We start from the raw sequence: 24261 nt of genomic DNA on the forward strand, positions 1-24261 counted from the left end.
CCCGATCAGGCCAAGCGCGGTGTTTTACCGCAGTTGTCCCGCCGCCCGAAGTCGGTAGGGTGCGCCGTGCGCACCAACTATTCAGGTACGGAAACGATCCAGCTGCTGGTTGAGGCGACGCACCTCGTCGTGAATCCGCGCGCTGACCTGCACCACGCTCTCGGCCTCGCCCTGGCTGCGCTCGGCGAGCGTGGAAATATGTGTCACCCGCTGGTCGATCTCGTGCGCCACCTGGCTCTGCTGTTCGGCGGCGGTGGCGATCTGCGCGTTCAGCGCGTTAATGCCGTCCACCGCGCCGACTATGGCGTCGAGCACTTCGCTGGCCTGGCGGATATGGCCGAGGTTGCTCTCGGCCAGCTGCGCGCTCTGCTGCATCGCCGCCACCGCGTCGCGGGCACCGTTCTGCAGACGCTGGATCATCGCCTGGATCTCGCCGGTGGACTGCTGGGTGCGGCTGGCCAGGGTGCGCACCTCGTCGGCGACTACGGCGAAGCCGCGTCCGGCCTCGCCGGCGCGGGCCGCCTCGATCGCCGCGTTGAGCGCCAGCAGGTTGGTCTGTTCGGCGATACCGGTGATCACCTCGAGCACCTTGCCGACCCCGGACGTTTCCGCCTCCAGGCGCTGCACCTGCTCGCCGCTGCGTTGCAGCTGGGCGCTCAGCTCGGCGATCTGCGTAGCGCTGCGCTGCACCACCTGCTGGCCGTCCTGCGCACAGCCATCGGCACTGCGCGCCGACTCGGCAGCATGGGCAGCATGTCGCGCCACCTCGGCCACGGTGGCGCTCATCTCGTTCATCGCCGTGGCCACCTGCTCGAGATCCTCGTACTGGCGGCGCACGCCGTCGCCGGCCGCCTGCGCGGCGCCGACCACGCTGCCGACGTGCTCGCCGGTGCGCTCGCCGCTGCGCTTGACCTCGGCCAGCAGGTCGCGCACATGCGCCTGCATGCGGTTGTAGCCGGCGAAGATGCGGCCGATCTCGTTGTCGGCCTGGTGCCCGTGCAGGCCCTGGGTGAAGTCGCCGGAGCCGACCCGGGTCAGCGCGCCTTCCACCGCCCCGAGGTTGTGCATCAGCGGACGCAGGCCGAACTGGCGCCCCAGCACCACCAGGGCGAGGATACCCAGCACGCAGCCGAAGGCCAGCCACATCTGCCGCCGCTGGCTGGCTCCGGCGTGCGCGACCATCAACCCGACCGCCTGGTTCATCTCGCGCAGCAGCTGCACCGACTGCTGCTCCAGCGCCTGCAGGTCGACCGCCGCGTCGCCGCCGGCGAGCCGCTGCAGCTGGCCGCGAAAGTCCCGCCAGTGCCCGCCTACCTTATCCATCTGCGCCTGCACGCCGGGCTCGGCGATGGCACTGATGGTGCGCGCCGGGTTACCGGCCAACAGGTCGCGGTGGGCGGCGTCGAACTGCCTGATGGTCGCCTCAAGGGAAGCCGCCGGCAGCACGCCCTCGCGCACCAGCAGGGCCTCCTTGCTCATCTTCTGGCTGAGCATGCGCTGCGCACCGGCGACGTCGATGGTCTGCGGCGACACCGACATGCTCAGGTACAGCGCCACCGAGGCGATGATCGCCAGGAGGAACATCAGTGCATAGGAGAACAGGAACTGCTGGTTCAGCGTGCGCAGGCCGAGGGCGCAGAGCAGGCGGTCGAACAAGGCGGTGGCAGACATGTGAGGCTCCCTGGCAGACAGCGGGAAAATCCCGCCAAATAGCCTGGAGCAAGCAAGAAGGTGGCCAGCCGCCAGCCGCACGGCGAGGCCCGCCACCAAAGTCGTAGACGCGAATTCGCTCGCGACTGGACGAAAGCATCCCGGATGGACTTCCCTCCCACGGGCAGCGCGAAGGACTGTCCGCAGCCATCAGACGCCATCGCCGATCGCGGCAAGCGCGCACCAGAATGGCGCAGCGACCAGGCGCCCACGCGCCGTTTCGGCTCAGGCCGACACCACGAACAAAGCGACGATCATGGCCATGCCGGCGAACCAAAGCAGCGAGCGGGTCGGCCCCCAATCGGCCAGGTAGCACAGCAAATACAGCACCCGGCTGACCACGAAGGCTATGGCCAGCTGGTCCAGCAGGGCCTGCCCGGCGCCACCGGCCTGGTGGGCGATGATCACTGCCGCGGCGAATGCCGGGGTCACCTCGAAACCGTTGAGCTGGGCATTGTTGGCCCGCTGGCGCCAGCCCTGCAGACCGGCGAGGAAGGCGCGTGGGTCGCTGTTGGCGCGCGGCCCGTAGCCAGCGCCGCCGAACTTGGCACTGGCGGTGGCCAGGTAGGGCAGGACGATGGCGATCAGCACGCACCAGTAGGCGAGGGTCATGGAAGCTCCGCAGTTCGGCAGGGAGTGCGCAGCTTGGGCCGCCCGCGGGCCGGGCGTCCATGGCCCGGGTGAGACAAGTCGCCGGCGATCCGGCCAATGCTCCGGCGACAACGGCCAGCGGCGCCGCACCAAGACCGACGGAAAACCTTGGGCTGCGCCGCGCTGGCGGCTATAATCCGCCGGTTTCACGCGCCCGGCACAGCTCCGGTCGCTCCCGCCACCCGTCCGAGGGGCGCTGCAGCAGGTCGAAAACCTGTTCTGGATCTCGCAAGCCACGGTGCTTCCCTGCCTCAGCGCAGCAGATCCAGATCGGGTTTCACCTGTCAGGCTCGGATGGGGCGTTAACCATACGCATCAACGGCGCTCAATCAGACTGCGTGAAAACGTAGCGAGCGAAGGTCAGACCAGCCTGTTTCAAAGCAGCCTGGCCGAGCGCAGTAGTTTTCACAGGGTCTGATCGCAGACAACGAATGGAGAACTCATTATGAGCGCTGTACTGACGCCTGCCGGTTTCACCGACTACAAGGTCGCCGACATCTCCCTGGCCGACTGGGGCCGCAAGGAACTGATCATCGCCGAATCGGAAATGCCGGCGCTGATGGGCCTGCGCCGCAAGTACGCCGCCAGCCAGCCGCTGAAGGGCGCGAAGATCCTCGGCTGCATCCACATGACCATCCAGACCGGCGTGCTGATCGAGACGCTGATCGCCCTCGGTGCCGAAGTGCGCTGGTCTTCCTGCAACATCTTCTCCACCCAGGACCAGGCCGCTGCCGCCATCGCCGCCGCCGGCATCCCGGTGTTCGCCTGGAAGGGCGAGACCGAGGCCGAGTACGAGTGGTGCATCGAGCAGACCATCCTCAAGGACGGCCAGCCGTGGGACGCCAACATGGTGCTGGACGACGGCGGCGACCTGACCGAGATCCTGCACAAGAAGTATCCGCAGATGCTGGAAAAGATTCACGGCATCACCGAGGAAACCACCACCGGTGTGCACCGCCTGCTCGACATGCTCAAGGCCGGCACCCTGAAAGTCCCGGCGATCAACGTCAACGACTCGGTGACCAAGAGCAAGAACGACAACAAGTACGGCTGCCGCCACAGCCTCAACGACGCCATCAAGCGCGGCACCGACCACCTGCTGTCGGGCAAGCAGGCGCTGGTCATCGGCTACGGCGACGTGGGCAAGGGCTCGGCGCAATCGCTGCGCCAGGAAGGCATGATCGTCAAGGTCAGCGAAGTCGACCCGATCTGCGCCATGCAGGCCTGCATGGACGGCTTCGAGCTGGTCTCGCCCTACATCAACGGCCTCAACGACGGTAGCGAGGCCAGCATCGACAAGGCCCTGCTGGGCAAGATCGACCTGATCGTCACCACCACCGGCAACGTCAACGTGTGCGACGCCGGCATGCTCAAGGCGCTGAAGAAGCGCGCCGTGGTGTGCAACATCGGTCACTTCGACAACGAGATCGACACCGCTTTCATGCGCAAGAACTGGGCCTGGGAAGAGGTCAAGCCGCAGGTGCACAAGATCCACCGCACCGGCGCCGGCGCCTTCGATCCGCACAACGACGACTACCTGATCCTGCTGGCCGAAGGCCGCCTGGTGAACCTGGGCAACGCCACCGGCCACCCGAGCCGGATCATGGACGGCTCCTTCGCCAACCAGGTGCTGGCGCAGATCTTCCTGTTCGAGCAGAGGTTCGCCGACCTGCCCGCTGCGCAGAAGGCCGAGCGCCTGTGCGTGGAAGTGCTGCCGAAGAAGCTCGACGAGGAGGTGGCGCTGGAGATGGTCAAGGGCTTCGGCGGCGTGGTCACCCAACTGACCAAGCAGCAGGCCGAGTACATCGGCGTGACCGTAGAAGGCCCGTTCAAACCGGATAGCTACCGTTACTGAGCCGCGGCAAGCCCGTAGGGCGGGTTAGCCGCGGAGCGGCGCGACCCGCCATCGATGCCGACAGCCTTCCAACGTCGGCCCGGCTAGCGCTCGGTGGGTTACGCGCCGCGCGAACACCGCCGCACACCTTGCCACAGCGGCCAGCGTCGCTAACCCACCCTACAGATGTGGAAACGCTTTATGAGCCAAGAACGTCGCTACAGCTTCGAATTCTTCCCCGCCAAGACCGAAGCCGGGCATGAAAAACTGATGGACGTGGCGCGCCAGCTGGCGAGCTACAACCCGGATTTCTTCTCCTGCACCTATGGTGCCGGCGGTTCGACCCGCGACCGCACCCTAAATACCGTGCTGCAACTGGACGGCGAGGTGAAGGTACCCACCGCGCCGCACCTGTCCTGCGTCGGCGACTCCAAGGCCGAGCTGCGCGAGTTGCTGCACAAGTACAAGGCCGCCGGGATCAAGCGCATCGTCGCCCTGCGCGGCGACCTGCCGTCGGGCATGGGCCTGGCCAGCGGCGAGCTGCGCTACGCCAACGAACTGGTCGCCTTCATCCGCGAGGAGAGCGGCGATCACTTCCATATCGAGGTGGCGGCCTACCCGGAGATGCATCCGCAGGCACGCAATTTCGAGGACGATATCGCCAACTTCGTGCGCAAGGCCAAGGCCGGCGCCGACAGCGCCATCACCCAGTACTTCTTCAACGCCGACAGCTACTTCTACTTCGTCGAGCGCGTGCGCAAGCTGGGCGTGGATATCCCCGTGGTGCCCGGGATCATGCCGATCACCAACTACAGCAAGCTGGCGCGCTTCTCCGACGCCTGCGGCGCGGAAATCCCGCGCTGGGTGCGCAAGCAGTTGGAAGCCTACGGCGACGACGGCGACAGCATTCGCGCCTTCGGCGAGCAGGTGATCACCGAGATGTGCGAACGCCTGCTCGCCGGCGGCGCTCCTGGCCTGCACTTCTACAGCATGAACCTGGCCGGCCCGAGCCTGGCGATCTGGAATAACCTCAAGCTGCCGCGCTGAAGCCAGACGCCCGATCTGGCGCCTGTCCATGCGCTGGCGGGCCGGTGATCCATCGATCGCCGGCCCGTCGACTGCGCCACGACTATGGCTCCGCGCAACGCCCCCGCTTCCCCCCGAAGGACCGCCTGCCATGCAGAAACGCCCGAGAATCAACGCCTCCGTCAGCCCCAAGGGCAGCCTGGAAACCCTGTCGCAGCGCGAAGTGCAGCAGCTGCGCGAGACCGGCTCCGGCAGCGTCTACCGCCTGTTCCGCCAGTGCGCGCTGGCGATCCTCAACACCGGTTCGCACAGCGACAACGCCAAGACCATCCTCGAGGCCTACCCGGACTTCGAGGTGAAGATCCACCAGCAAGACCGCGGCATCCGCCTGGAGCTGCTCAACGCGCCGGCCGATGCCTTCGTCGACGGCGAGATGATCGCCAGCACCCGCGAGATGCTGTTCAGCGCGCTGCGCGACATCGTCTACACGCAGAGCGAGCTGGAGAACAAGCGCATCGACCTGGACAGCTCCGAAGGTATCACCGACTACGTCTTCCACCTGCTGCGCAATGCGCGCACGCTGCGCAGCGGCGTCGAGCCGAAGATGGTGGTGTGCTGGGGCGGCCACTCGATCAGCACCGACGAGTACAAGTACACCAAGAAGGTCGGCCACGAGCTGGGCCTGCGCGGCCTGGACATCTGCACCGGCTGCGGCCCGGGGGTGATGAAGGGGCCGATGAAGGGCGCCACCATCAGCCATGCCAAGCAGCGCAACCTGAGCGGCCGCTACCTGGGCCTGACCGAGCCGGGGATCATCGCCGCCGAGGCGCCGAACCCGATCGTCAACGAACTGGTGATCCTGCCGGACATCGAGAAGCGCCTGGAGGCCTTCGTCCGCGTCGGCCACGGCATCATCATCTTCCCCGGCGGCGCCGGCACCGCCGAGGAGCTGCTCTACCTGCTCGGCATCCTCACCCACCCGGACAACCGCGACCTGCCGTTCCCGGTCATCATCACCGGGCCGAAGAGCGCCGCCACCTACCTGCAACTGCTGCACGAGTTCATCGGCGAGACCCTCGGCGAGGCGGCGCAGCAGCGCTACCGGATGATCTTCAACGACCCCGCCGAGGTCGCCCGGGAAATGCATCGGGGCGTGCGGCAGGTCGAGCAGTTCCGCCGCGAGCGCAACGACGCCTTCCACTTCAACTGGCTGCTGAAGATCGACGGCAGCTTCCAGCACCCGTTCGAGCCGACCCACGCCAACATGGCCGCGCTCGAGCTGAGCCGCGCCCAGCCGCTGCACGAGCTGGCGGCCAACCTGCGCCGCGCCTTCTCCGGAATAGTCGCCGGCAACGTCAAGGCCAACGGCATTCGCCTGATCGAGGAACACGGCCCCTACGAGATCAGGGGCGACGCGACCATCATGCGACCGCTGGACCGCCTGCTGCAGGCTTTCGTCGAGCAGCACCGGATGAAGCTGCCGGGCGGCAGCGCCTATGTGCCCTGCTACCGGATAGTCGACTGAGCGCCAGGCTTTCAGGACGCGGGCAAAATCGATAATCTGGCGCGATGCCATTATTCCAGCGCCAGTTTATCGCCATCGCCCTACTGTGCGGCCTCGCCTTCGAGGCCCGCGGCGAACCGCTGCGCCTGGTCACCGAGGCCTGGGCGCCCTACGTCTACCAGGACAACGGCCAGCCCGCCGGACTCGACTACGAGATCACCCGCGAGGTGCTGCACCGCCTGGACATCGAACTGGAGCTGCGGTTCATGCCCTGGAAACGCTGCCTGCTGGCGTTCGAACAGGGCCGCGCCGACGGCATCCTCGACATCTTCCGGCTGCCCGAGCGCGAGCCGCACATGCTGTTCGTCGACGAGGCGTTGAGCGAGGTGGAGCTGGTGCTGTTCTTCGCGCGCAAGCACCCCCACCCGTACCGCCGCCTGGCAGACCTGCGCGGCCTGGTGATCGGCATATCGCCCGGCTACTGGTACAACGACGAGGCCTTCCGCACCTCACCGCTGTTCAGCCGCGAGGAGGCGCCGACCCACGAGGCCAACCTCGGCAAACTGCTGCGTCAACGCGTCGACCTGGTGGTCAACGACCGCCGCGCCGGGCTGCTCCTCGCCGCTCAGCTGGGCCTGCAGGGGCAGGTCGACTACAACCGCCAGGCCGTCGGCCGAGACCGCATGTACCTGGCGTTGCGTCACGCACCCGCGCTGCGGCAACTGGCCGCGGACTTCGCCCGCGAGCTGCGCCGCTTCAAGCGCGAGCCGGCCCATGCACGCCTGCAGGCACGCTACGCCGCGCCCGCGCAACCCGCGCCGTGAACCAACCGACAGACTGGTGGCTGCGCAGGCCGCTCGCTCTGTTATACTCGGGCCTTCCCGCCAGGCTTGCGCCCGGATGCCGGCACAGAATCCCGTTTACGATCCCGCGTGCCACGGCCCTGTCAGCTGCTTAACGCGATAGGGCCGATGCACAGCGGATCGCCAACGCCTTCTCACAGGCCAGCAGTACCGGACGGGATTGCACACCCAAGTGCGATTCAGGCCAGGCGATACACCCCATAGGGCCACGCCCTCACTAAGTACAGGATTGCCCATGTCCTTTGCCTCCCTCGGTCTCTCCGAGGCTTTAGTCCGTGCGGTCGAATCCGCCGGCTACACCCAACCCACTCCGGTGCAACAGCGGGCCATTCCCGCCGTGTTGCAAGGTCGCGACCTGATGGTGGCGGCCCAGACGGGTACAGGTAAGACGGGCGGTTTCGCCCTGCCGATCCTCGAACGCCTGTTCCCGGGCGGTCACCCCGACCGCGAACAGCGTCATGGCCCGAAACAACCGCGCGTGCTGGTGCTGACACCGACCCGCGAACTGGCCGCCCAGGTGCACGACAGCTTCAAGGTCTATGCCCGCGATCTGAAGTTCGTCAGCGCCTGCATCTTCGGCGGGGTCGGCATGAACCCGCAGATCCAGGCCCTGGCCAAGGGCGTCGACGTGCTGGTGGCCTGCCCCGGCCGCCTGCTCGACCTGGCCGGCCAGGGCAGCGTCGACCTGTCCCACGTGGAAATCCTGGTGCTCGACGAAGCCGACCGCATGCTCGACATGGGTTTCATCCACGACGTCAAGAAGGTGCTCGCCCGCCTGCCGGCCAAGCGCCAGAATCTGCTGTTCTCGGCGACCTTCTCCAAGGACATCACCGACCTGGCCGGCAAGCTGCTGCATAACCCCGAGCGCATCGAGGTCACCCCGCCGAACACCACGGTCGAGCGCATCGAGCAGCGCGTCTTCCACGTGCAGGCCAGCCACAAGCGCGCCCTGCTCGCCCACCTGATCACCCAGGGCGCCTGGGAACAGGTGCTGGTGTTCACCCGCACCAAGCACGGCGCCAACCGCCTGGCCGAGTACCTCGACAAGCACGGCCTGCCGGCGCAGGCGATCCACGGCAACAAGAGCCAGAACGCGCGCACCAAGGCCCTGGCCGACTTCAAGGCGAACCAGGTACGCATCCTGGTTGCCACCGATATCGCCGCTCGCGGCCTGGATATCGACCAGCTGCCGCACGTGGTCAACTTCGAGCTGCCCAACGTCGAGGAAGACTATGTGCACCGCATCGGCCGCACCGGCCGCGCCGGACGTAGCGGCGAGGCGATCTCGCTGGTCGCCCCGGACGAGGAGAAACTGCTGAAAAGCATCGAGCGCATGACTCGGCAAAAGATCCCGCACGGTGATCCGATGGGCTTCGACGCCAGCACCGTGGAAGCCGAACGCCCCGAGACGCGCGAACCGCGCCAGCCGCGAGGCCCCGGGCAGAAGAGCCAGAAGCAGGGTGCCCCGGGCGGCGACAAGCCCAAGGGCGAACGCCACGGTGGCGGCCGCAAGGACAAGGGCAAGGACAGCGGCAAGGAACACAAGGCCAAGCCGCAGCAGGGCCAGAAGCGTCGTGGCCAGGCGCAGAGCGGCAGCGGCCAGGCCGTTGCCCCGGCCATTCCCCCGCTGCCTCCGGATCGCGATCCCGAAGAGTTCCTCGACGACGAGATCGACAATTTCGGCAACCGCGTCGACTACGTCAGCCCGGTGCAGAACAAGCCGCAGGGCCGCGGTCGTCGTAGCGGCGGCGCTGCCCCCGGCAACGGAGCCCCCCAGGGCCAGCGTCCGGCCAACAAGGGCCCGCGCAGCAATGCCAATGGCGGCGCCGGCAAGGGCCGTCGCCAGGGCGGCCAAGGTGGCCAGGGGCGCAACGCTGGCGGCCGCGGCCGCTCGGCGCCGGACGGCCGGATCACCTCGCTCGACCGCGACGAACTGCCGCGCTCGGAAGCCGCCGTGCGCAACCCGCGCGAAAAGCAGCCGGTGATCGTGCACAAGGGCTCGCGCCTGGACCGCTTCCCGACGCCCGAGCAGCTCGACGAGCTGGCCAACAGCAGCCGCCCGCGCGGCGAAAAGCCGGCCCTGCTCACGCGCAACCGCGAAGAGTAAGCTGCCACGCCAATGAAAAACGCCGCCCACTGGGCGGCGTTTTTCATGGTACGAAGGCTTGGCCGAAGCGTAGGGTGCGCCGTGCGCACCAATGCACCGCCTCGCCCCCCCTTCTTACTGGCGAATACCTTCGATAGACAGGATCAGCTCGACGGTCTCGGACGCCGGGCCGAGGTCCATGGCGATGTCGAAGTCCTTCAGCTTCAGCGTGGTGCTGCCCTCGAAGCCGGCGCGGTAGCCGCCCCAGGGGTCGGAGCCCTCGCCGATGAACTTGGCGGCGATCACCACCGGCTTGGTCACCCCGTTGAGGGTCAGGTTGCCGCTGATGTCGGCAGTGCCCTCGCCGGTGGACTTGACCGCGGTGGACTCGAAGGTCGCGGTCGGGTGCTTGCCGACGCTGAGGAAGTCATCGCTGCGGATATGCTTGTCGCGCTCGGCATGGTTGGTGTCGACGCTGGCGGTGTTGAGGGTGACGCTGACGGAGCTGGCCTCGGGCTTGGCGGCGTCGAAGCTGAACTTGCCGTCGAAGTCCTTGAAGGTGCCGTACAGCCAGCTGTAGCCCAGGTGGCTGATCTTGAAGTTGACGAAGGCGTGCTGGCCTTTCTTGTCGATGACATAGTCGGCGGCCAGGGCCTGGCCGCCGATCAGCGCACTGCCCAGGGCCAGGGCGACGAGCGTTTTCTTCAACATGGGTGAATCTCCTGCTGAGGTTGCACGAAGGGCGCGGCTCACGGCCCGCGCCGGAAGGAATGAGGAATCAACGACCGAGCATGCGCACCAGGGTGCTATCACGGTCGACGAAATGGTGTTTGAGAGCGGCCAGGGCATGCACCGCGGCGAAGATCACCAGGGCCCAGGCCAGGTACTCGTGGACCAGGCCGGCGATATCCTCCTGCTGCGGCAGCCCGCTGAGCGTGGCCGGCACCGCGAACAGGCCGAATACCTCGATGGCGCGGCCGTCGGCGGTGGAAATCAGGTAGCCGGACAGCATCAGCGCGAACAGACCGAGATACAGCAGGCTGTGGCCCAGCCTGGAAGCCAGGCGAGTCGCCCGACCATGACTGTCCAGGGCTGGCGGCGGCGGACTCAGCCAGCGCCACAGCATGCGCAGCAACATCAGCGCGAACAGGATGATGCCGATGCTCTTGTGCAGTTCGGGGGCGCGTTGGCGCCAGGGATCGTAGTAGCCCAACCCCACCATCCACAGGCCCAGGCCGAACAGGCCGAATACGGCCAGCGCCACCAGCCAGTGCAGCATCACGCTGACCAGGCCGTAACGTGCGGGAGTGTTGCGCCACTGCATGGGAAAGCTTCCGTCGATAAGGGGTTGAGCAAGACTAGCGACAAATCTATCGATTTAAAGCGGAATTTTTCGCTATGAAATATCGAGAAATACGATGCTTACACGGATGGTTTCCCACCGGGCAACTTGGTTCGTCGACGCCCCGGCGAAGTTCGCCGGCCGCCGCCAGGCGGCGGAACCAGGCGGACCGGCGGCACGGGACCGCCATCTGGTAGGCTGTGCCGCTGATGATTGGGAGATGCAGCATGAGCATGAACGACCAGTGGATGCAGCGCGACCTCGACGTGCTGTGGCATCCCTGCACCCAGATGAAGGACCACGAGCGCCTGCCGCTGATTCCGATCAGGCGCGGCGACGGCGTGTGGCTGGAGGACTTCGACGGCAAGCGCTACCTGGACGCGGTCAGCTCCTGGTGGGTCAACGTGTTCGGCCACAGCAACCCGCGGATCAACGCGCGCATCCGCGAGCAGCTGGACAGCCTCGAACATGTGATGCTGGCCGGCTTCAGCCATGCGCCGGTGGTCGAGTTGTCCGAGCGCCTGGTGCAGATCACCCCGCCAGGACTTTCCAAGGTGTTCTACGCCGACAACGGCTCCTCGGGCATCGAGGTGGCGCTGAAGATGAGCTTCCACTACTGGCTCAACAGCGGCAGACCGGCGAAGAAACGCTTCGTCACCCTGACCAACAGCTACCACGGCGAGACGGTGGCGGCGATGTCGGTGGGCGACGTGGCGCTGTTCACCGACACCTACAGGGCACTGCTGCTCGACACCCTCAAGGTGCCCAGCCCGGACTGCTACCTGCGCCCGGAGGGCATGAGCTGGGAGGAGCATTCGTGGGCCATGTTCGCCCATATGGAACAGTGCCTGGCCGAGCACGCCCATGAAGTGGCCGCGGTGATAGTCGAGCCGCTGATCCAGGGCGCCGGCGGCATGCGCATGTATCACCCGATCTACCTCGAGCTGCTGCGCGAGGCCTGCGACCGTTACGAGGTGCACCTGATCCACGACGAGATCGCCGTCGGCTTCGGCCGCACCGGCAGCATGTTCGCCTGCGAGCAGGCCGGCATCACCCCGGACTTCCTGGTGCTGTCCAAGGCGCTGACCGGCGGCTACCTGCCGATGGCCGCGGTGCTCACCACCAATCAGGTGTATGGCGCCTTCTACGACGACTACGCCACCCTGCGCGCCTTCCTCCACTCGCACACCTACACCGGCAACCCGCTGGCCTGCGCGGCGGCCCTGGCGACCCTGGACATCTTCCGTGACGACGACATCATCGAGAAGAACAAGGCGCTGAGCGCACGCATGGCCAGCGCCACTGCGCACCTGGTCGAGCATCCGCACGTCGCCGAGGTGCGCCAGACCGGCATGGCCCTGGCCATCGAGATGGTCGCCGACAAGGCGAGCAAGACCGCCTATCCCTGGCAGCAGCGCCGCGGCCTGGCGGTGTACCAGCACGCGCTGTCGCGCGGCGCCCTGCTGCGCCCGCTGGGCAGCGTGGTGTATTTCCTGCCGCCGTACGTGATCACCCCCGAGCAGATCGACTTCCTCGCCGAGGTAGCCACCGAGGGCATCGATATCGCCACCCGCGAGGCCGTCAGCGTGGCGGTGGACAACCGCTATCCCGATCATCGCGATCCGGGTTGAGCGAGTCACCGGCCAGGCCCGGTGCGCACAGCGCACCCCGCGAAGAAGCGGCGCCCTTCCCGTAAGGTGCGCCGCGCGCACCACCGCTTTAAACTTGCCGCTTCGAACTTGCCGCTTGCAGCCGTCCCTATGCGCCTTTCCCGCTTCTTTATCGACGCCCCCCTATCCCTCGGCCAGCACGAACTACCCGAGGCCCAGGCCCATTACATCGCCCGCGTCCTGCGGCATGCCGCGGGGGACGCGGTGCAGCTGTTCGACGGCAGCGGCCGCGAATACCAGGGCGAGCTGATCGAAGTCGGCAAGAAGGCGGTGCGTGTGGAGCTGCGCGAGGCATTCGACGGCCTGGCCGAGTCGCCGCTGCGCATCCATCTGGGTCAGGGGTTGTCGCGCGGCGAACGCATGGACTGGGCGATCCAGAAGGCCACGGAATTGGGCGCGGGCGAGATCACGCCGATCCTCAGCGAGCGCTGCGAGGTGCGCCTGAGGGACGAGCGCGCCGACAAACGCCTGGCGCACTGGCGCCAGGTCGCGATCAGCGCCTGCGAGCAGTGCGGCCGCTCGCTGCTGCCGGTGATTCATCCACCGCTGGAACTGAGCGCCTGGCTGCAGCGCATCGAGGCCGATCTGAAGCTGGTGCTGCATCCGCTGGCCGAGCCCTGGGCCAGCCACGCCCCGCCCCGCTCGCTGGCTTTTTTGATCGGTCCGGAAGGCGGCTTGAGCGATGCGGAAGTGGAGCAGGCCAAGCGCTCGGGCTTCCATGCGGCACGCCTGGGCCCTCGCGTCCTGCGTACGGAAACGGCGCCGGTAGTCGCCCTGGCGGTGGCGCAGCAGCTGTGGGGCGACTTCTAGCCGCGCAAAGCCGCATTTCTATCCCGATCTGTCGCCTGAACGTAACAAGTTGTGACTTAGATGAACGGAAACGCCGTCCGCCTCTGGCATGCTCTGCACGCCCACGAGGCACCTTGCGGCCTACTCCGTAACGGTGCTTGCCGAGGCAGGCCACATAGCGCCGAACCTCTCTCCAATAACAATTCGCCAGGTTGCCGTGCTCTCCCACAAGGAAGCTGCCGCAAACCTCAGGCAACAGGAGCACAACATGAACGAACTGGTCTCGACACTGAACGGACTAGTCTGGAGCCCGGCACTGATTTATCTGTGCCTTGGCGTCGGTCTTTACTTCTCCCTCCGCGGCCGTTTCCTCCAGGTTCGCCATTTCCGCGAAATGATCCGCCTGATGTACACCGGCAAGTCCGATGAACACGGCATCACTTCCTTCCAGGCCCTGACCATGACCCTCGCCGGTCGCGTGGGTACCGGCAACATCGCCGGCGTGGCCACCGCCATCACCTTCGGCGGCCCCGGCGCGGTGTTCTGGATGTGGATGGTGGCCTTCCTCGGCGCCAGCTCGGCCTTCGTCGAATCCACCCTCGGCCAGGTCTACAAGGAAGACCTGGATGGCCAGTATCGTGGCGGCCCAGCCTTCTATATCGAGAAGGGCCTGGGCATCAAGTGGTTCGCCTGGGTCTTCGCCATCGTCACCGTACTCGCCTGCGGCCTGCTGCTGCCGGGCGTACAGGCCAACTCCATCGCCTCCAGCGTGAAGACCGCGTTCGACATCGAGCCCACCGTGACCGCAGCCGTGCTGGCCGTGCTGATCGGCCTGATCATCTTCGGCGGAGTCAAGCGCATCGCCCACTTCACCCAGGTGGTGGTGCCCTTCATGGCGCTGGGCTACATCCTGGTGGCCATGGTCGTGATCCTGCTGAACATCGAGCAGCTGCCCGGCGTGATCGCCCTGATCTTCAAGAGCGCCTTCGGCCTGGAGGCCGGCTTCGGCGCCATCCTCGGCATGGCCATCATGTGGGGCGTCAAGCGCGGCGTTTACTCCAACGAGGCAGGCCAGGGCACCGGTCCGCACGCCTCCTCGGCCGCCGCGGTCAGCCACCCGGTCAAGCAGGGCCTGGTGCAGGGCTTCTCGGTGTACATCGACACCCTGTTCGTCTGCTCCGCCACCGCCTTCATGCTGCTGATCACCGGCCAGTACAACGTGCAGGCGCCGGACGGCAGCGCGCTGTTCACCGGTATCGCCGGCGTCGCCGCGGGCCCCGGCTACGTGCAGACCGCGATGGAGAACATGATGCCGGGCTTCGGCAACATCTTCGTCGCCATCGCCCTGTTCTTCTTCGCCTTCACCACCATCCTGGCGTACTACTACATCGCCGAGACCAACATCGCCTACATCAACCGCAAGGTGCACCGCCCGCTGCTGACCCTGCTGCTGAAGCTCGGCATCATCGCCGCCACCGTCTACGGCACCGTACGCAGCGCGACCCTGGCCTGGGACCTGGGCGACCTCGGCGTGGGCCTGATGGCCTGGCTGAACATCATCGCCATCATCCTCATGCACAAGATCGCCTACGTCTGCCTGAAGGACTACGAGGCGCAGAAGAAAGAGGGCAAGGACCCGGTGTTCCATCCAGAGAAGCTCGGCATCAAGAACGCCGACTACTGGACCACCCCGCGCGCCGAAGAGAACCTGGCCAAGGAGCAGGCCGAGATCAAGGCTGAGATCAGCCGCTCGAGCTGATTCGCGGTAACGCGAAAAACCCCGCTACGGCGGGGCTTTTTTTGTGACTACGGCGTGCGCATTCCGCTCATGGCCGGCAGCTTCAGGCGGCCCCGGCATGGCCAGTGGCTGCCGAAGCCTCGCGACATTGAGCCAAGAAGCAGCGGAGCGGCGGGCAGGCGCAGCGTCGGCGAAACCATGTGCGGACGACTGATAAGGCGCGGCTTGCGCAAGCCGACTCGGTAGTTCGCAGCCCTGCCCGACAGCGCGCCGGCGTTGTTCAGATCAGGCCGGCATCGGCCAGCAGCTGCTCCAGGCCAACCAGGTCGGGAATGCGCACTACCTCTTCACCGACCCGCGCCGCGCCCAGCTCCAGCGGCGCCAACGGGACGTCCGCCGCCGGCAGGTCGCTGGCGACCTTGAGCGAACGCGGAATCCCCTGCACCAGCAGGGCGATGAACTTGACCTTGGACCGCCCACCCAGGGCATTGAGCACGGCCACCCGTGCACCACTGGCGACCTGTGCCTGGCCGCCGCTGGCGGCCTCGAACGACAGCAGCGGCAGATTCAGGTCACGCCAGGCGATCTGCCCGAGCAGCCAGTCCGGCATGCCTTCGCCGGCCTGCGGCGCGCGGTAGGGAATCAGCTCGGCCAGCGCCACGTTGGGCAACAGCAGGGTACGGTCGGCCAGGGGCACCAGCAGGCCGGTCAGGCTGGCCTCGTTGCTCTGGGTGACGATGGCTTGGCTCATGACGAAAAAGTCCTCTGCGGGGATGCGCTGCAATGTTCGGCGAGATGGTTGACCAGCGCCACGGCCAGCTCGCGCGGGTCGGCACTGAAACTGCTGTAGCCACCCTCGCGCAGGCTGTCCGGCATGCTCGGGCTGGCGCAGCTGTCGCCGCGCTGAGTCCAGATCAAGCCGCCCTGGCGTTTGACGTAAGCGGCCGCAGCGCTGCCGTCGCTGCCCATGCCGCTGAAGGCGATCACGCCGCACTGCGCGCCGTACTGCTGGGCGAGGTTGAGCATCATCTGGTCGATCGACGGGCTGTAGGGCTCCGGCCAGCCACGCTCGGCGATCTGCATCGCACCGTCTTCGGCGAAACCCAGCTCGTGGCCGATCGGCGCCACCACCACCTCGCCGCAGCGCACCGGGTCGCCCTGGCGCGCCGGATTGACGTGCCACTGGCTGTGCCGGCCGACCGCCTGCGGCAGCGCCGTCTCGAAGCTGGCGTCGATATGCTGGGCGTAAATGAAGCCGATCGGCAGGCCGCCCGGCAACGCATCGAGGAATGCCTTGACCGCCGCCGGGCCGCCCAGCGAGGCCGCCAGCAACCATACCTGTCGGGCCGGCTCGCCGGCCGTGAACGGGGTGTCGGCCAGCGCCTGCGGCAACTCCAGACGCGCCGGGCGCTGCGTCTCGTCGAGCAGCGCCTGCAGGCTCGGGCCGACCGCCCCGGTCGGGTCGCCGACCAGGCGCTTGAGCTTGCCGAACAGGCTGCGCTCCCAGCGCGGGTAGTTTTCCGAATGACGTTCGGGGGCGTGCCCCTCGCCGAACAGCACCGGCGCACTGGCGGTCTCCAGCAGGCTGTCGACCAGCGGCGAGTCCTCCGACTGGGCCAGATCGACCAGCCACAGGTCGGTGTCGCAGGCGGCCAGCGCCGCCTCGTCGAGCCGCGCCGGGTCGCTGTTGAGCACCACCTGGTAGCCGCCGCCGGCCAGCGCCTGCTGCAACACGTGGCGCTGCAGAGAAGTGTCGGCGATCACTGCGATACGTGCCGAGGATTTGTCTGTCATGTCCCTTTGACCCGGTGGTTATCCACCAACTGAGCGATGGTCTCCAGCAGCAAGGACTCCTGATAGGGCTTGCCGAGGTATTGATTGACGCCGATGGCCATGGCCCGCTCGCGGTGCTTCTCGCCGGTACGCGAGGTGATCATGATGATCGGCAGATCCTTGAGGCGTTCGTCGTGACGCACCAGGGTGGCCACCTCGAAGCCGTCCATGCGCGGCATCTCGATGTCCAGCAGCATGATGTCGGGCTTGTGCTCCTGCAGTTGGGCGATGGCGTCCACCCCGTCCTTGGCGGTCATCACGTTCATGCCGTTGCGTTCGAGCAGACGACTGGTGACCTTGCGCACGGTGACCGAATCGTCCACCACCATGACCAGCGGCGGCCGGTCGATCTCCACCTCTTCGCTGATCGCCACCTGGCGCGACGCCAGGCGCGGGGCCAGCTGGGTCTGCAGGTGCGCATGCAGCACGCGGATGGTCGCCAGCAGGTCGAGAATCACCACCACCCGGCCGTCGCCGAGGATGGTTGCGCCGGAAATCCCGTGCACCCCGGCGAACTGCGGGCCGAGGCTCTTCACCACGATTTCGCGCGAACCGGCCAGGCTGTCCACCTGCACCGCCACCGCGTGCTCGCTGGAGCGCACCAGGATCACCGGCAGCGGCAGGCTCTGGCCCACCAGCTTGGGTTGCTGACCGTTGCTCAGCAGGTCGCCCAGGTACTTCAGCTCGTAGGCCTGGCCGGCGTACTCGAAGCGCGGTGCATCTGGCGCGTAGTAGGCCTCCAGCTCGTAGGGCGAAACCCGCACGATACCTTCGATGGTGTTCAGCGGGATGGCGTACAGGTCCTCGCCGGAGAGCACCATCAGCGCACGGTTGACCGACACGGTGAAAGGCAGGCGAATGGTGAAGCGGGTGCCCTGGCCGAGGACCGAGTCGATGCTCATCGAGCCGCCGAGCTGCTTGACCTCCGAATGCACCACGTCCATGCCGACGCCGCGCCCGGAAATCTGCGTGACCTGCTCGGCCGTTGAGAAACCGGCCTCGAGGATGAACTGCAGGATCTCGTGGTCGCTCAGGTCGCTGTCGGCATCCATCAGGCCACGCTCGATGGCCTTGCGTCGCACCGCGTCGAGGCGGATGCCGCCGCCGTCGTCGTCCAGGGTCAGGACGATATCGCCGCCCTCGCGGCCGAGGTTGAGGCGGATGGTGCCGGTTTCCGGCTTGCCCGCGTCACGGCGCACGGCACCGGGCTCGATGCCGTGGTCGACGGCGTTGCGCAGCATGTGTTCCAGCGGCGCGACGATGCGTTCGAGCACGGTGCGGTCCATCTCGCCCTCGGCGTTGCCGACGACGAACTCGACCTGCTTGCCCAGCTCGCCGGCCACCTGCCGGACGATACGGCGCAGGCGCGGCACCAGGCGGTCGAAGGGCACCATGCGGGTGCGCATCAGGCCTTCCTGCAGCTCGGTGTTGACCCGCGCCTGCTGCAGCAGCAGGGTCACGGCGTCGCGGTTCTTCGCCGCCAGGGTTTCCTTCAGGTCGAGCAGGTCGGAGGCCGATTCGAACAGCGCACGCGACAGCTGCTGCAGCTGCGAATGACGGTCCATCTCCAGCGGGTCGAAGTCCTCGTAACCGGCGCGCTCGGCCTCGGCCTGGTAGCGGCTGAGGATCTGCGCCTGGGTCTCGGTGTCCAGGCGGCGCAACTGGTCGCGCACCCGGTCGATGGTCGCTTCCATCTCGCTGAGGGTGAAGCTGACGTCGCTGACCTGCTGTTCGACGCGGCCACGGAAGATCGAGGTCTCGCCGGCCAGGTTGACCAGGCCTTCGAGCAGTTCGGCCGGCACCTTGACCAGCTCCTGCGGCGCGCGACGCGCGGCGGCCGCAGCGGCGGCCTCCTGGGCCAGGCGCACGAACGGCAGCACCTTCGGCGCCTGCACCTCGCGCGACGACTCGCTGGCGGCGACCAGCGGGCCGGCCAGGCTCGGCGCCAGCGCGGGCGCCGACGTGGCAGCGGCAGCCGGCGCGGCGTCCTCGGCCAGGCTGGCGCTGAGACGCTGACGCAGCAGTTCGAGTTCCTTCTGCAGCCCCTCGAAGCCGGACTGCAGGTCGAGCAGCAGGCTCTCGGGCCAGGGTGCGCCCTGCTGCGCCGCCTCGCTCAGGTGCTGCTCCAGGTCGTGGCTCATGTCGCCCAGGCGCTTCTGTCCGGCCAGCCGCGCGCCGCCCTTGAGGGTGTGCAGGATGCGCAGCATCTCATCGATGGCCGCGCCGTCGTCGCGTCGCTCTTCCCAGCGGCCGACGGCGCTCTCCATGGCCTCGAGCAGGTCGTCGGCCTCCTCGAGGAAGATGTCGAGGATGTCGCTGTCGGCCTCCTCGCCGTCGTCGCTCTCGACGAAGGCCTTGAGCTGCACCGCAGGCGGCATGCTCAGGCGCTCGTCGGGATTGGCGCGGAAACGCTTGATGGTCTCGATCAGGCTCTCGCCCGACGGTACCGTACGCTGGCCGCGCACCGCCTCGAGCATCTCGGCCAGGCGGTCATGGCAGACCTGCAACAAGGCGAACAGCTCGGGACTGGCGCGCAGGCGGCCAGCGCCGAGGTCCTCGTAGAGGAACTCCAGTTCGTGGGCCAGATCGCCGATCTCGCGGATCTCGGCCATGCGCGCGCCGCCCTTGAGGGTGTGCAGGTCGCGCTGCAGGGCTTCCAGCTCCAGGCTGTTGTCGACGTCGGCCATCCAGCGCTGCAGGGCGGCGCCGGCGCTGTCGACGATGTCGAAGCCTTCCTCGAGGAAGATTTCCACCAGCTCGGGATCGCGCTCCTCGTGCCAGCTGGCCGGCACCGCGGACTCGGGTTCGGGCTCGACGATGATCTCGGTCAGAGGCGGCAGGCCTTCCTCCGCTAGTTCCGGCAGCGCTTCGTCGAACTCCTGCGGCTGCTCGTCGCGCGGCGCATCGTCCGCGTCATCGACGAAATCCTCGTCTTCGACCAGGGCCAGCGGCGGCAGCTCGTCGGCCAGTGCATCGATCTCGATCGCCTCGCGTTCTTCGTCCGGCTGCTCGCCGAACTCAGGCTGGGCCCGCGTGGCCGCGGCCGACAGGCTCTGCGCGCCGCCCTGGCGGAAGTGGCGGATCGCCTGGATCAGGTCATCGGCGGACACCAGCGGCTGGCGCGCCTGCAGCTGGTCGAGCATCTGCGCCAGGCGATCGTGGCTGCGCTGCAGCAGCTCGCCGAGACCATTGAAATGGCTGTAGCGGCGGTCGACCAGGCCCTCGTAGAGCGATTCCAGTTCGTGACCGAGATCGCCGATCGGCCGGATCGCGGCCATCCGCGCGCCGCCCTTGAGGGTGTGCAGGTCGCGCTGCAGGGCCGACAGCGGCAGGGTGTTGTCCGGCTCGCTGAGCCAACGCTCCAGCGCCTGAGCGGCGCTTTCGAGGATATCCACCGCCTCCTCGAGGAAGATCTCCACCATTTCCTCGTCGAGCTCGGCCTCGACCGGGCTGAAGTTGGGCTCGGGCTCCTGCTCGACGAGGATGTCGTCCGCCAGCTCGAACGAGGCAAATTCTTCGTTCGCCTCCTCGTCCGCCCGCGTTTCGCTGCGCTCCAGTTCGGCAGTGGCCTGGTCCAGCTCGATGACCTCGAAGCCCTCGGCGCCAGGCGCGAGCAGCGCCAGGCTGGATGGATCGATGGCTTCGTCGAGCAGGGCGCGCAACGCCTGCACGCGCTCGGGCTGGGCGCTGACCTGTAGCGCCGCGGCAACCTGGTCCATCATGCCGATCAGGGCTTCATGGGCCTTTTCCGCCTCGTCGAAGAAACGCTCGCTGACCGCCAGGCTGCCGTCCTCGACGGCGCCATAGAGGTCCAGCAGCGCCTCGCACAGCTCGTCGATCTGCGGCAACTCGGCCATCTCGGCGCCACGGCCGAGGGTGCTCAGCTCCTCCAGCAGGGCCGACAGCTCCTGGCGCTCGGACGGGTGCTGATGCCATTTGCGCAGCAGGTCTTCGGCATCCAGCAGGATATCCATGCCCTCGGCGAGGAAGATACTGATCAGCTGCGGGTCGCGGCCACTACCATTCTGCGCCGCACGCTCGTCCTCGGCGCTGGCGAGGCGCTCCTGGTGCAATGCCTGCACGCGCGCGAGAAATTCCGGCGCACCGGCGATCGGCGCCAGCGGCCGGCTCTCCAGCTGCTCCAGACCGACACGGAACAGCTTCTCCGCGCTGCTGAGCAACTCGGCCGCGGCGAGATCCACCTGGATCAGGTTGGTCTTGAACTCCTTGACCAGCTTCTCCAGCGGCGCGGCGATTTCCGCCACCGGCAGGATACCGGCCATATAGGCGCTGCCCTTGAGCGTATGCAGGGCGCGCTGCAGGTCGTCGGTCACCGGTTGCGGCAGCTCCTGCGCGCAATCGGCGAGAAAGCCCGCCAGGGTATCCAGATGGGTCTCCGCCTCGTTGCGGAAGATCTCCAGCAGTTGCGGGTCGAGGGGCTCGCCGTCGGCGGTTTCACCCTCGGGGGCTTCGATCCGCGCAGCGACGGTAGCCTCGACAGCGCCCGCGGATTCGGCTACCTGCAGGCTGGCCGGGGCGTCAGTTTTTGGGGGCGTCTGGCCCTTGGCCAGCGCATGCGCGGTTGCCGCCAGCAGGTCGACGTCGTCACGCTGGCGCTGCGCCTTGACGGCGAACTCCTCGACCAGCGCCGGCATCAGCGCGACCACGTCGAGCACCACCTGCTGGACCTCGGCACCGGGCTGGATACTGCGGTCGAGCACGCGATTGAGCAGGTTCTCGATAGCCCAGCCCAGCTCGCCGATGACCAGCGCGCGGACCATGCGCCCGCTGCCCTTGAGGGTATGGAAGGCGCGGCGCACCTCGATCAGGGCGTCCTTGTTGTCGGTGTCGGCTTGCCACTGCGGCAGGTACTCGCCGATGGTCTCCAGCACCTCGCCGACTTCTTCGATGAAGACTTCCAGCAGCTCGTCGTCCACCGGCTCCTCGTCCGCCGGTGGCGGCAGCAGGCTCGGCGGTACGTCGGCGGCTGGCGGATTGATCGCCTGCACCGGCGCGGCCATCACGTCGGCCATCGACAGCGCCTTCTGCGCCGGCTCCTCCTGGATCGGCGCCGGCTCGGGCGCGCTGGGCAGCTCGACCTCCGGCAGTTCCAGCCCGGCCAGTTCCAGTTCGTCCCACTGCGACGCGGTGGGCAGCTGCTGCAGATCCAGTTCTTCGAGCTCGAACTCGCTTTCCACCTCGGCGGAGCGCTGCGTCTGCTCCTGGTGCGCGGCCGGCGCTTCGTCGGGCGCGCCCCAGTCCAGGCTGAAATCGGCGAACTCGTCGTCCTGCTGTGGCAGCGACTCGTCCAGCGCGGCAACGGGCTCGAAGTCGAGCGACAGCTCCGACTCCGCCTCCGATGGCGACGCTTGCGCGGCCGAACTCGACCGCTCGTCGAGCGGCTGTTCCAGGCTGATTTCCTCTGCGCCGAGCAGCTCGATGTCTTGCAGCGGATCGGCCAGCGGCGACTCCTGCGGCTCGACGCGGTCGAGGATCGAGGGCTTCTCCTTGAGCGGGTAGCCCAGCGATTCCAGGCTCTCCTCGGCCACGTCGAGAATCAGGTCGCCCTGGCTGCCATGGTCCTCGGCCAGGCGCTCGAGGTAGTACTCGACGCTGGTGATGGCGTCGGCCAGGGTATCCAGGCTCTGCCAGTTGGGCACGGCCTTGCGGGCCAGCAGCTGCTCCTGGATGTAGCGGTTGCAGGCGTTGAGCAGGTCGGCGGCGCGCTGCAGGGGGATCATCGCCAGGCCGCCCCGGACCTGGGTGAGCAGCTCCGGCACGCGCGCCAGGTGTTCGTGGTTCCACTGTGAGGCGATGAACTCGATGATCGCGTCCTTGGCCTGTTCCAGGCCGTTGCGCGCTTCCTTGATCACCAGCTGGTGGATCTGCGCCACGTCGGTGGTGGGCAGGTGGTTCTGCTCGCTCTGGCTGTCCTCGACCGGGCCGACCATGCCGGCCAGGGTCGCCTCGACGTACAGCAGGGCGCCGGCCACATCCATCAGCACCGCGTCGCTGGGCTCGCGCTGGCCGATGGCCAGGCCATGGATGACGTCGATCTGGTCGAGTATCACCTTGCGCGGCTGGCCGAAGCCGAGCACGGCCAGGGTATCGGCGATCTGCTTGAGCGGCGCCAGCAGGGTATCCAGTTCGGCGGCCTGGCTGCGGTCGCTGCGTACGAACAGGTCGAGACTGTCCTTGACCCGCACCAGCTCCTCGCACAGGGCGGCGACCACCGAGCGCATGGCGTCGCGGTCGGGACCGGCCAGACGCGCGCGCTCCTCGTCCACCACCTCGTTGTCGGGCAGCGCCTCGTCAAGACGGTACTGCTCCTTCAGCGAGCGAATGCGCGGCGACTGCGTCGGCGCCTTGGCCACGTAGAACAGCAGGTTCTTGGTCAGCTCGTCCGGGGCGGCCTGGTTGATGCCGTCGGCGCCCTGTTCGACCAGGCGCTTGAGCTCCTTGTCGACCTGGCGCAGCAGGGTGCGCACCGAGGTGCCGTTGATCACGCTGCCGTTGGCCAGGCCTTCGACCATGCCGGAGGCGATCTGCCACAGGCTGCCCAGCGGGGCGTCCTTGCACAGCATCTCCAGCCGGGCGAAGACCCGCGCCATGTAGCCGAGGTTGGTGGCCAGGTCCTGGTTGCGGATCACCCCGACCAGAGCCATCTGCAACATCTGCCGCAGCTTGCGCAGCAGCACCGGCAGCTCGGCGGTGCGCAGCCGCGCCAGGCCGCCTTCCGGCAGCGCCGGCTGGCGCGCGGACATGTCCGGAGCGAACAGGCTGGTTTCCGACAGCAGCTTCTCGCCGCGCGCGGCGCGCAGGTCGTTGAGCAGCGGCAGCACCACCATCGGCAGGTCGCGACGCGCGGTCTGGATCCGGTCGAGGTACACCGGCAGCTGCAGGATGGCCTGCATCAGCACCTCCAGGGCCTCGCCCTGGTTGGTCACGCGACCTTCCATCAGCGCCCTGGCCAGTTGCTCCATCTCTTCGGCGAGCAGCGCGGCACCGTAGAACTCGACCATCTGCAAGGTGCCGTGGACCTGGTGCACATAGGTCAGGCAGAAGCGCATGCGCGTCGGGTCCTGCGGGTTCTCGACGAACGCCTCCAGGGCCTGTCGCGCCTGCTTCAGGGTCTCCGCGATCTCGCCTTTGACCCACTCTAGGGCGACATAGTCATGCCGATCACCCATAGCCACTCCACTCATAAACTTGGCC

Annotated in this window: 15 protein-coding genes and 1 riboswitch; of the genes, 8 read left to right on the forward strand and 7 right to left on the reverse strand. The window is 67.4% G+C overall.

The annotated features are described in order from the left end of the window. Window positions 1–81 precede the first annotated feature (81 nt). Together ACUTAF_RS18990 and ACUTAF_RS18995 are read right to left on the reverse strand one after the other, a co-directional pair. Window positions 82–1671 (reverse strand): methyl-accepting chemotaxis protein, encoded by a 1590-nt coding sequence (locus ACUTAF_RS18990; protein ID WP_445581433.1) that lies wholly within the window; start codon window positions 1669–1671, stop codon window positions 82–84. Between the two features lie 264 nt (window positions 1672–1935). Further along, window positions 1936–2322 carry an MAPEG family protein gene (locus tag ACUTAF_RS18995; RefSeq protein WP_445581434.1) on the reverse strand — a complete coding sequence of 129 codons (387 nt, stop codon included), beginning with the start codon at window positions 2320–2322 and terminating at the stop codon, window positions 1936–1938. Between the two features lie 221 nt (window positions 2323–2543). Further along, a riboswitch (S-adenosyl-L-homocysteine riboswitch) is annotated at window positions 2544–2695 on the forward strand. A 111-nt stretch (window positions 2696–2806) separates the two neighbouring features. On the opposite strand from ACUTAF_RS18995, the gene ahcY reads away from it, so the two are divergent. From ahcY to ACUTAF_RS19020, 5 genes are all read left to right on the forward strand, one after another. Next, entirely contained in the window at window positions 2807–4216 is a 1410-nt protein-coding gene (gene ahcY / locus ACUTAF_RS19000; RefSeq protein WP_445581435.1) for an adenosylhomocysteinase, read from the forward strand. Window positions 4217–4396: 180 nt separating this feature from the next. Continuing rightward, window positions 4397–5242 carry a methylenetetrahydrofolate reductase [NAD(P)H] gene (metF, locus tag ACUTAF_RS19005; protein WP_445581436.1) on the forward strand — a complete coding sequence of 282 codons (846 nt, stop codon included), beginning with the start codon at window positions 4397–4399 and terminating at the stop codon, window positions 5240–5242. A 130-nt stretch (window positions 5243–5372) separates the two neighbouring features. Next, entirely contained in the window at window positions 5373–6746 is a 1374-nt protein-coding gene (gene ppnN, locus ACUTAF_RS19010) for a nucleotide 5'-monophosphate nucleosidase PpnN (protein ID WP_445581437.1), read from the forward strand. Window positions 6747–6790: 44 nt separating this feature from the next. Then, window positions 6791–7549 (forward strand): substrate-binding periplasmic protein, encoded by a 759-nt coding sequence (locus tag ACUTAF_RS19015; protein WP_445581438.1) that lies wholly within the window; start codon window positions 6791–6793, stop codon window positions 7547–7549. A gap of 274 nt (window positions 7550–7823) precedes the next feature. Beyond that, window positions 7824–9695, forward strand: coding sequence for a DEAD/DEAH box helicase (locus ACUTAF_RS19020; RefSeq protein WP_445581439.1), 1872 nt, complete (start codon window positions 7824–7826; stop codon window positions 9693–9695). Between the two features lie 114 nt (window positions 9696–9809). Here the strand turns inward: ACUTAF_RS19020 and ACUTAF_RS19025 are convergent, their stop codons facing one another. Both ACUTAF_RS19025 and ACUTAF_RS19030 read right to left on the reverse strand, forming a co-directional pair. Then, window positions 9810–10385: a YceI family protein gene (locus ACUTAF_RS19025; RefSeq protein WP_445581440.1), complete on the reverse strand. Its 576-nt coding sequence runs from the start codon at window positions 10383–10385 to the stop codon at window positions 9810–9812. Between the two features lie 67 nt (window positions 10386–10452). Continuing rightward, a complete protein-coding gene (locus ACUTAF_RS19030) occupies window positions 10453–10998 on the reverse strand; it encodes a cytochrome b (protein ID WP_445581441.1) in 546 nt (181 codons plus the stop codon). Between the two features lie 245 nt (window positions 10999–11243). Here ACUTAF_RS19030 and ACUTAF_RS19035 point away from each other — a divergent pair, with 245 nt between their 5' ends. The 3 genes from ACUTAF_RS19035 to ACUTAF_RS19045 all read left to right on the forward strand — a co-directional run bounded on the left by ACUTAF_RS19035 (window position 11244) and on the right by ACUTAF_RS19045 (window position 15234). After that, a complete protein-coding gene (locus ACUTAF_RS19035) occupies window positions 11244–12647 on the forward strand; it encodes an adenosylmethionine--8-amino-7-oxononanoate transaminase (RefSeq protein ID WP_445581442.1) in 1404 nt (467 codons plus the stop codon). 129 nt (window positions 12648–12776) lie between these two features. Beyond that, window positions 12777–13496 carry a 16S rRNA (uracil(1498)-N(3))-methyltransferase gene (locus ACUTAF_RS19040; RefSeq protein ID WP_445581443.1) on the forward strand — a complete coding sequence of 240 codons (720 nt, stop codon included), beginning with the start codon at window positions 12777–12779 and terminating at the stop codon, window positions 13494–13496. Window positions 13497–13743: 247 nt separating this feature from the next. Next, window positions 13744–15234: an alanine/glycine:cation symporter family protein gene (locus ACUTAF_RS19045; RefSeq protein ID WP_445581444.1), complete on the forward strand. Its 1491-nt coding sequence runs from the start codon at window positions 13744–13746 to the stop codon at window positions 15232–15234. A gap of 259 nt (window positions 15235–15493) precedes the next feature. Here the strand turns inward: ACUTAF_RS19045 and ACUTAF_RS19050 are convergent, their stop codons facing one another. The 3 genes from ACUTAF_RS19050 to ACUTAF_RS19060 are packed head-to-tail and all read right to left on the reverse strand — an operon-like array spanning window position 15494 to window position 24236. Beyond that, a complete protein-coding gene (locus tag ACUTAF_RS19050; RefSeq protein ID WP_445581445.1) occupies window positions 15494–15964 on the reverse strand; it encodes a chemotaxis protein CheW in 471 nt (156 codons plus the stop codon). Further along, window positions 15961–17007: a chemotaxis protein CheB gene (locus ACUTAF_RS19055; protein ID WP_445581446.1), complete on the reverse strand. Its 1047-nt coding sequence runs from the start codon at window positions 17005–17007 to the stop codon at window positions 15961–15963. Before ACUTAF_RS19055 ends, ACUTAF_RS19050 begins: the two co-directional genes overlap by 4 nt. Next, window positions 17004–24236 carry an Hpt domain-containing protein gene (locus tag ACUTAF_RS19060; protein ID WP_445581447.1) on the reverse strand — a complete coding sequence of 2411 codons (7233 nt, stop codon included), beginning with the start codon at window positions 24234–24236 and terminating at the stop codon, window positions 17004–17006. The genes ACUTAF_RS19055 and ACUTAF_RS19060 overlap by 4 nt, the downstream gene beginning before the upstream one ends. Window positions 24237–24261 lie beyond the last annotated feature (25 nt).

The sequence above is a fragment of the Pseudomonas sp. SP16.1 genome (assembly GCF_052682975.1).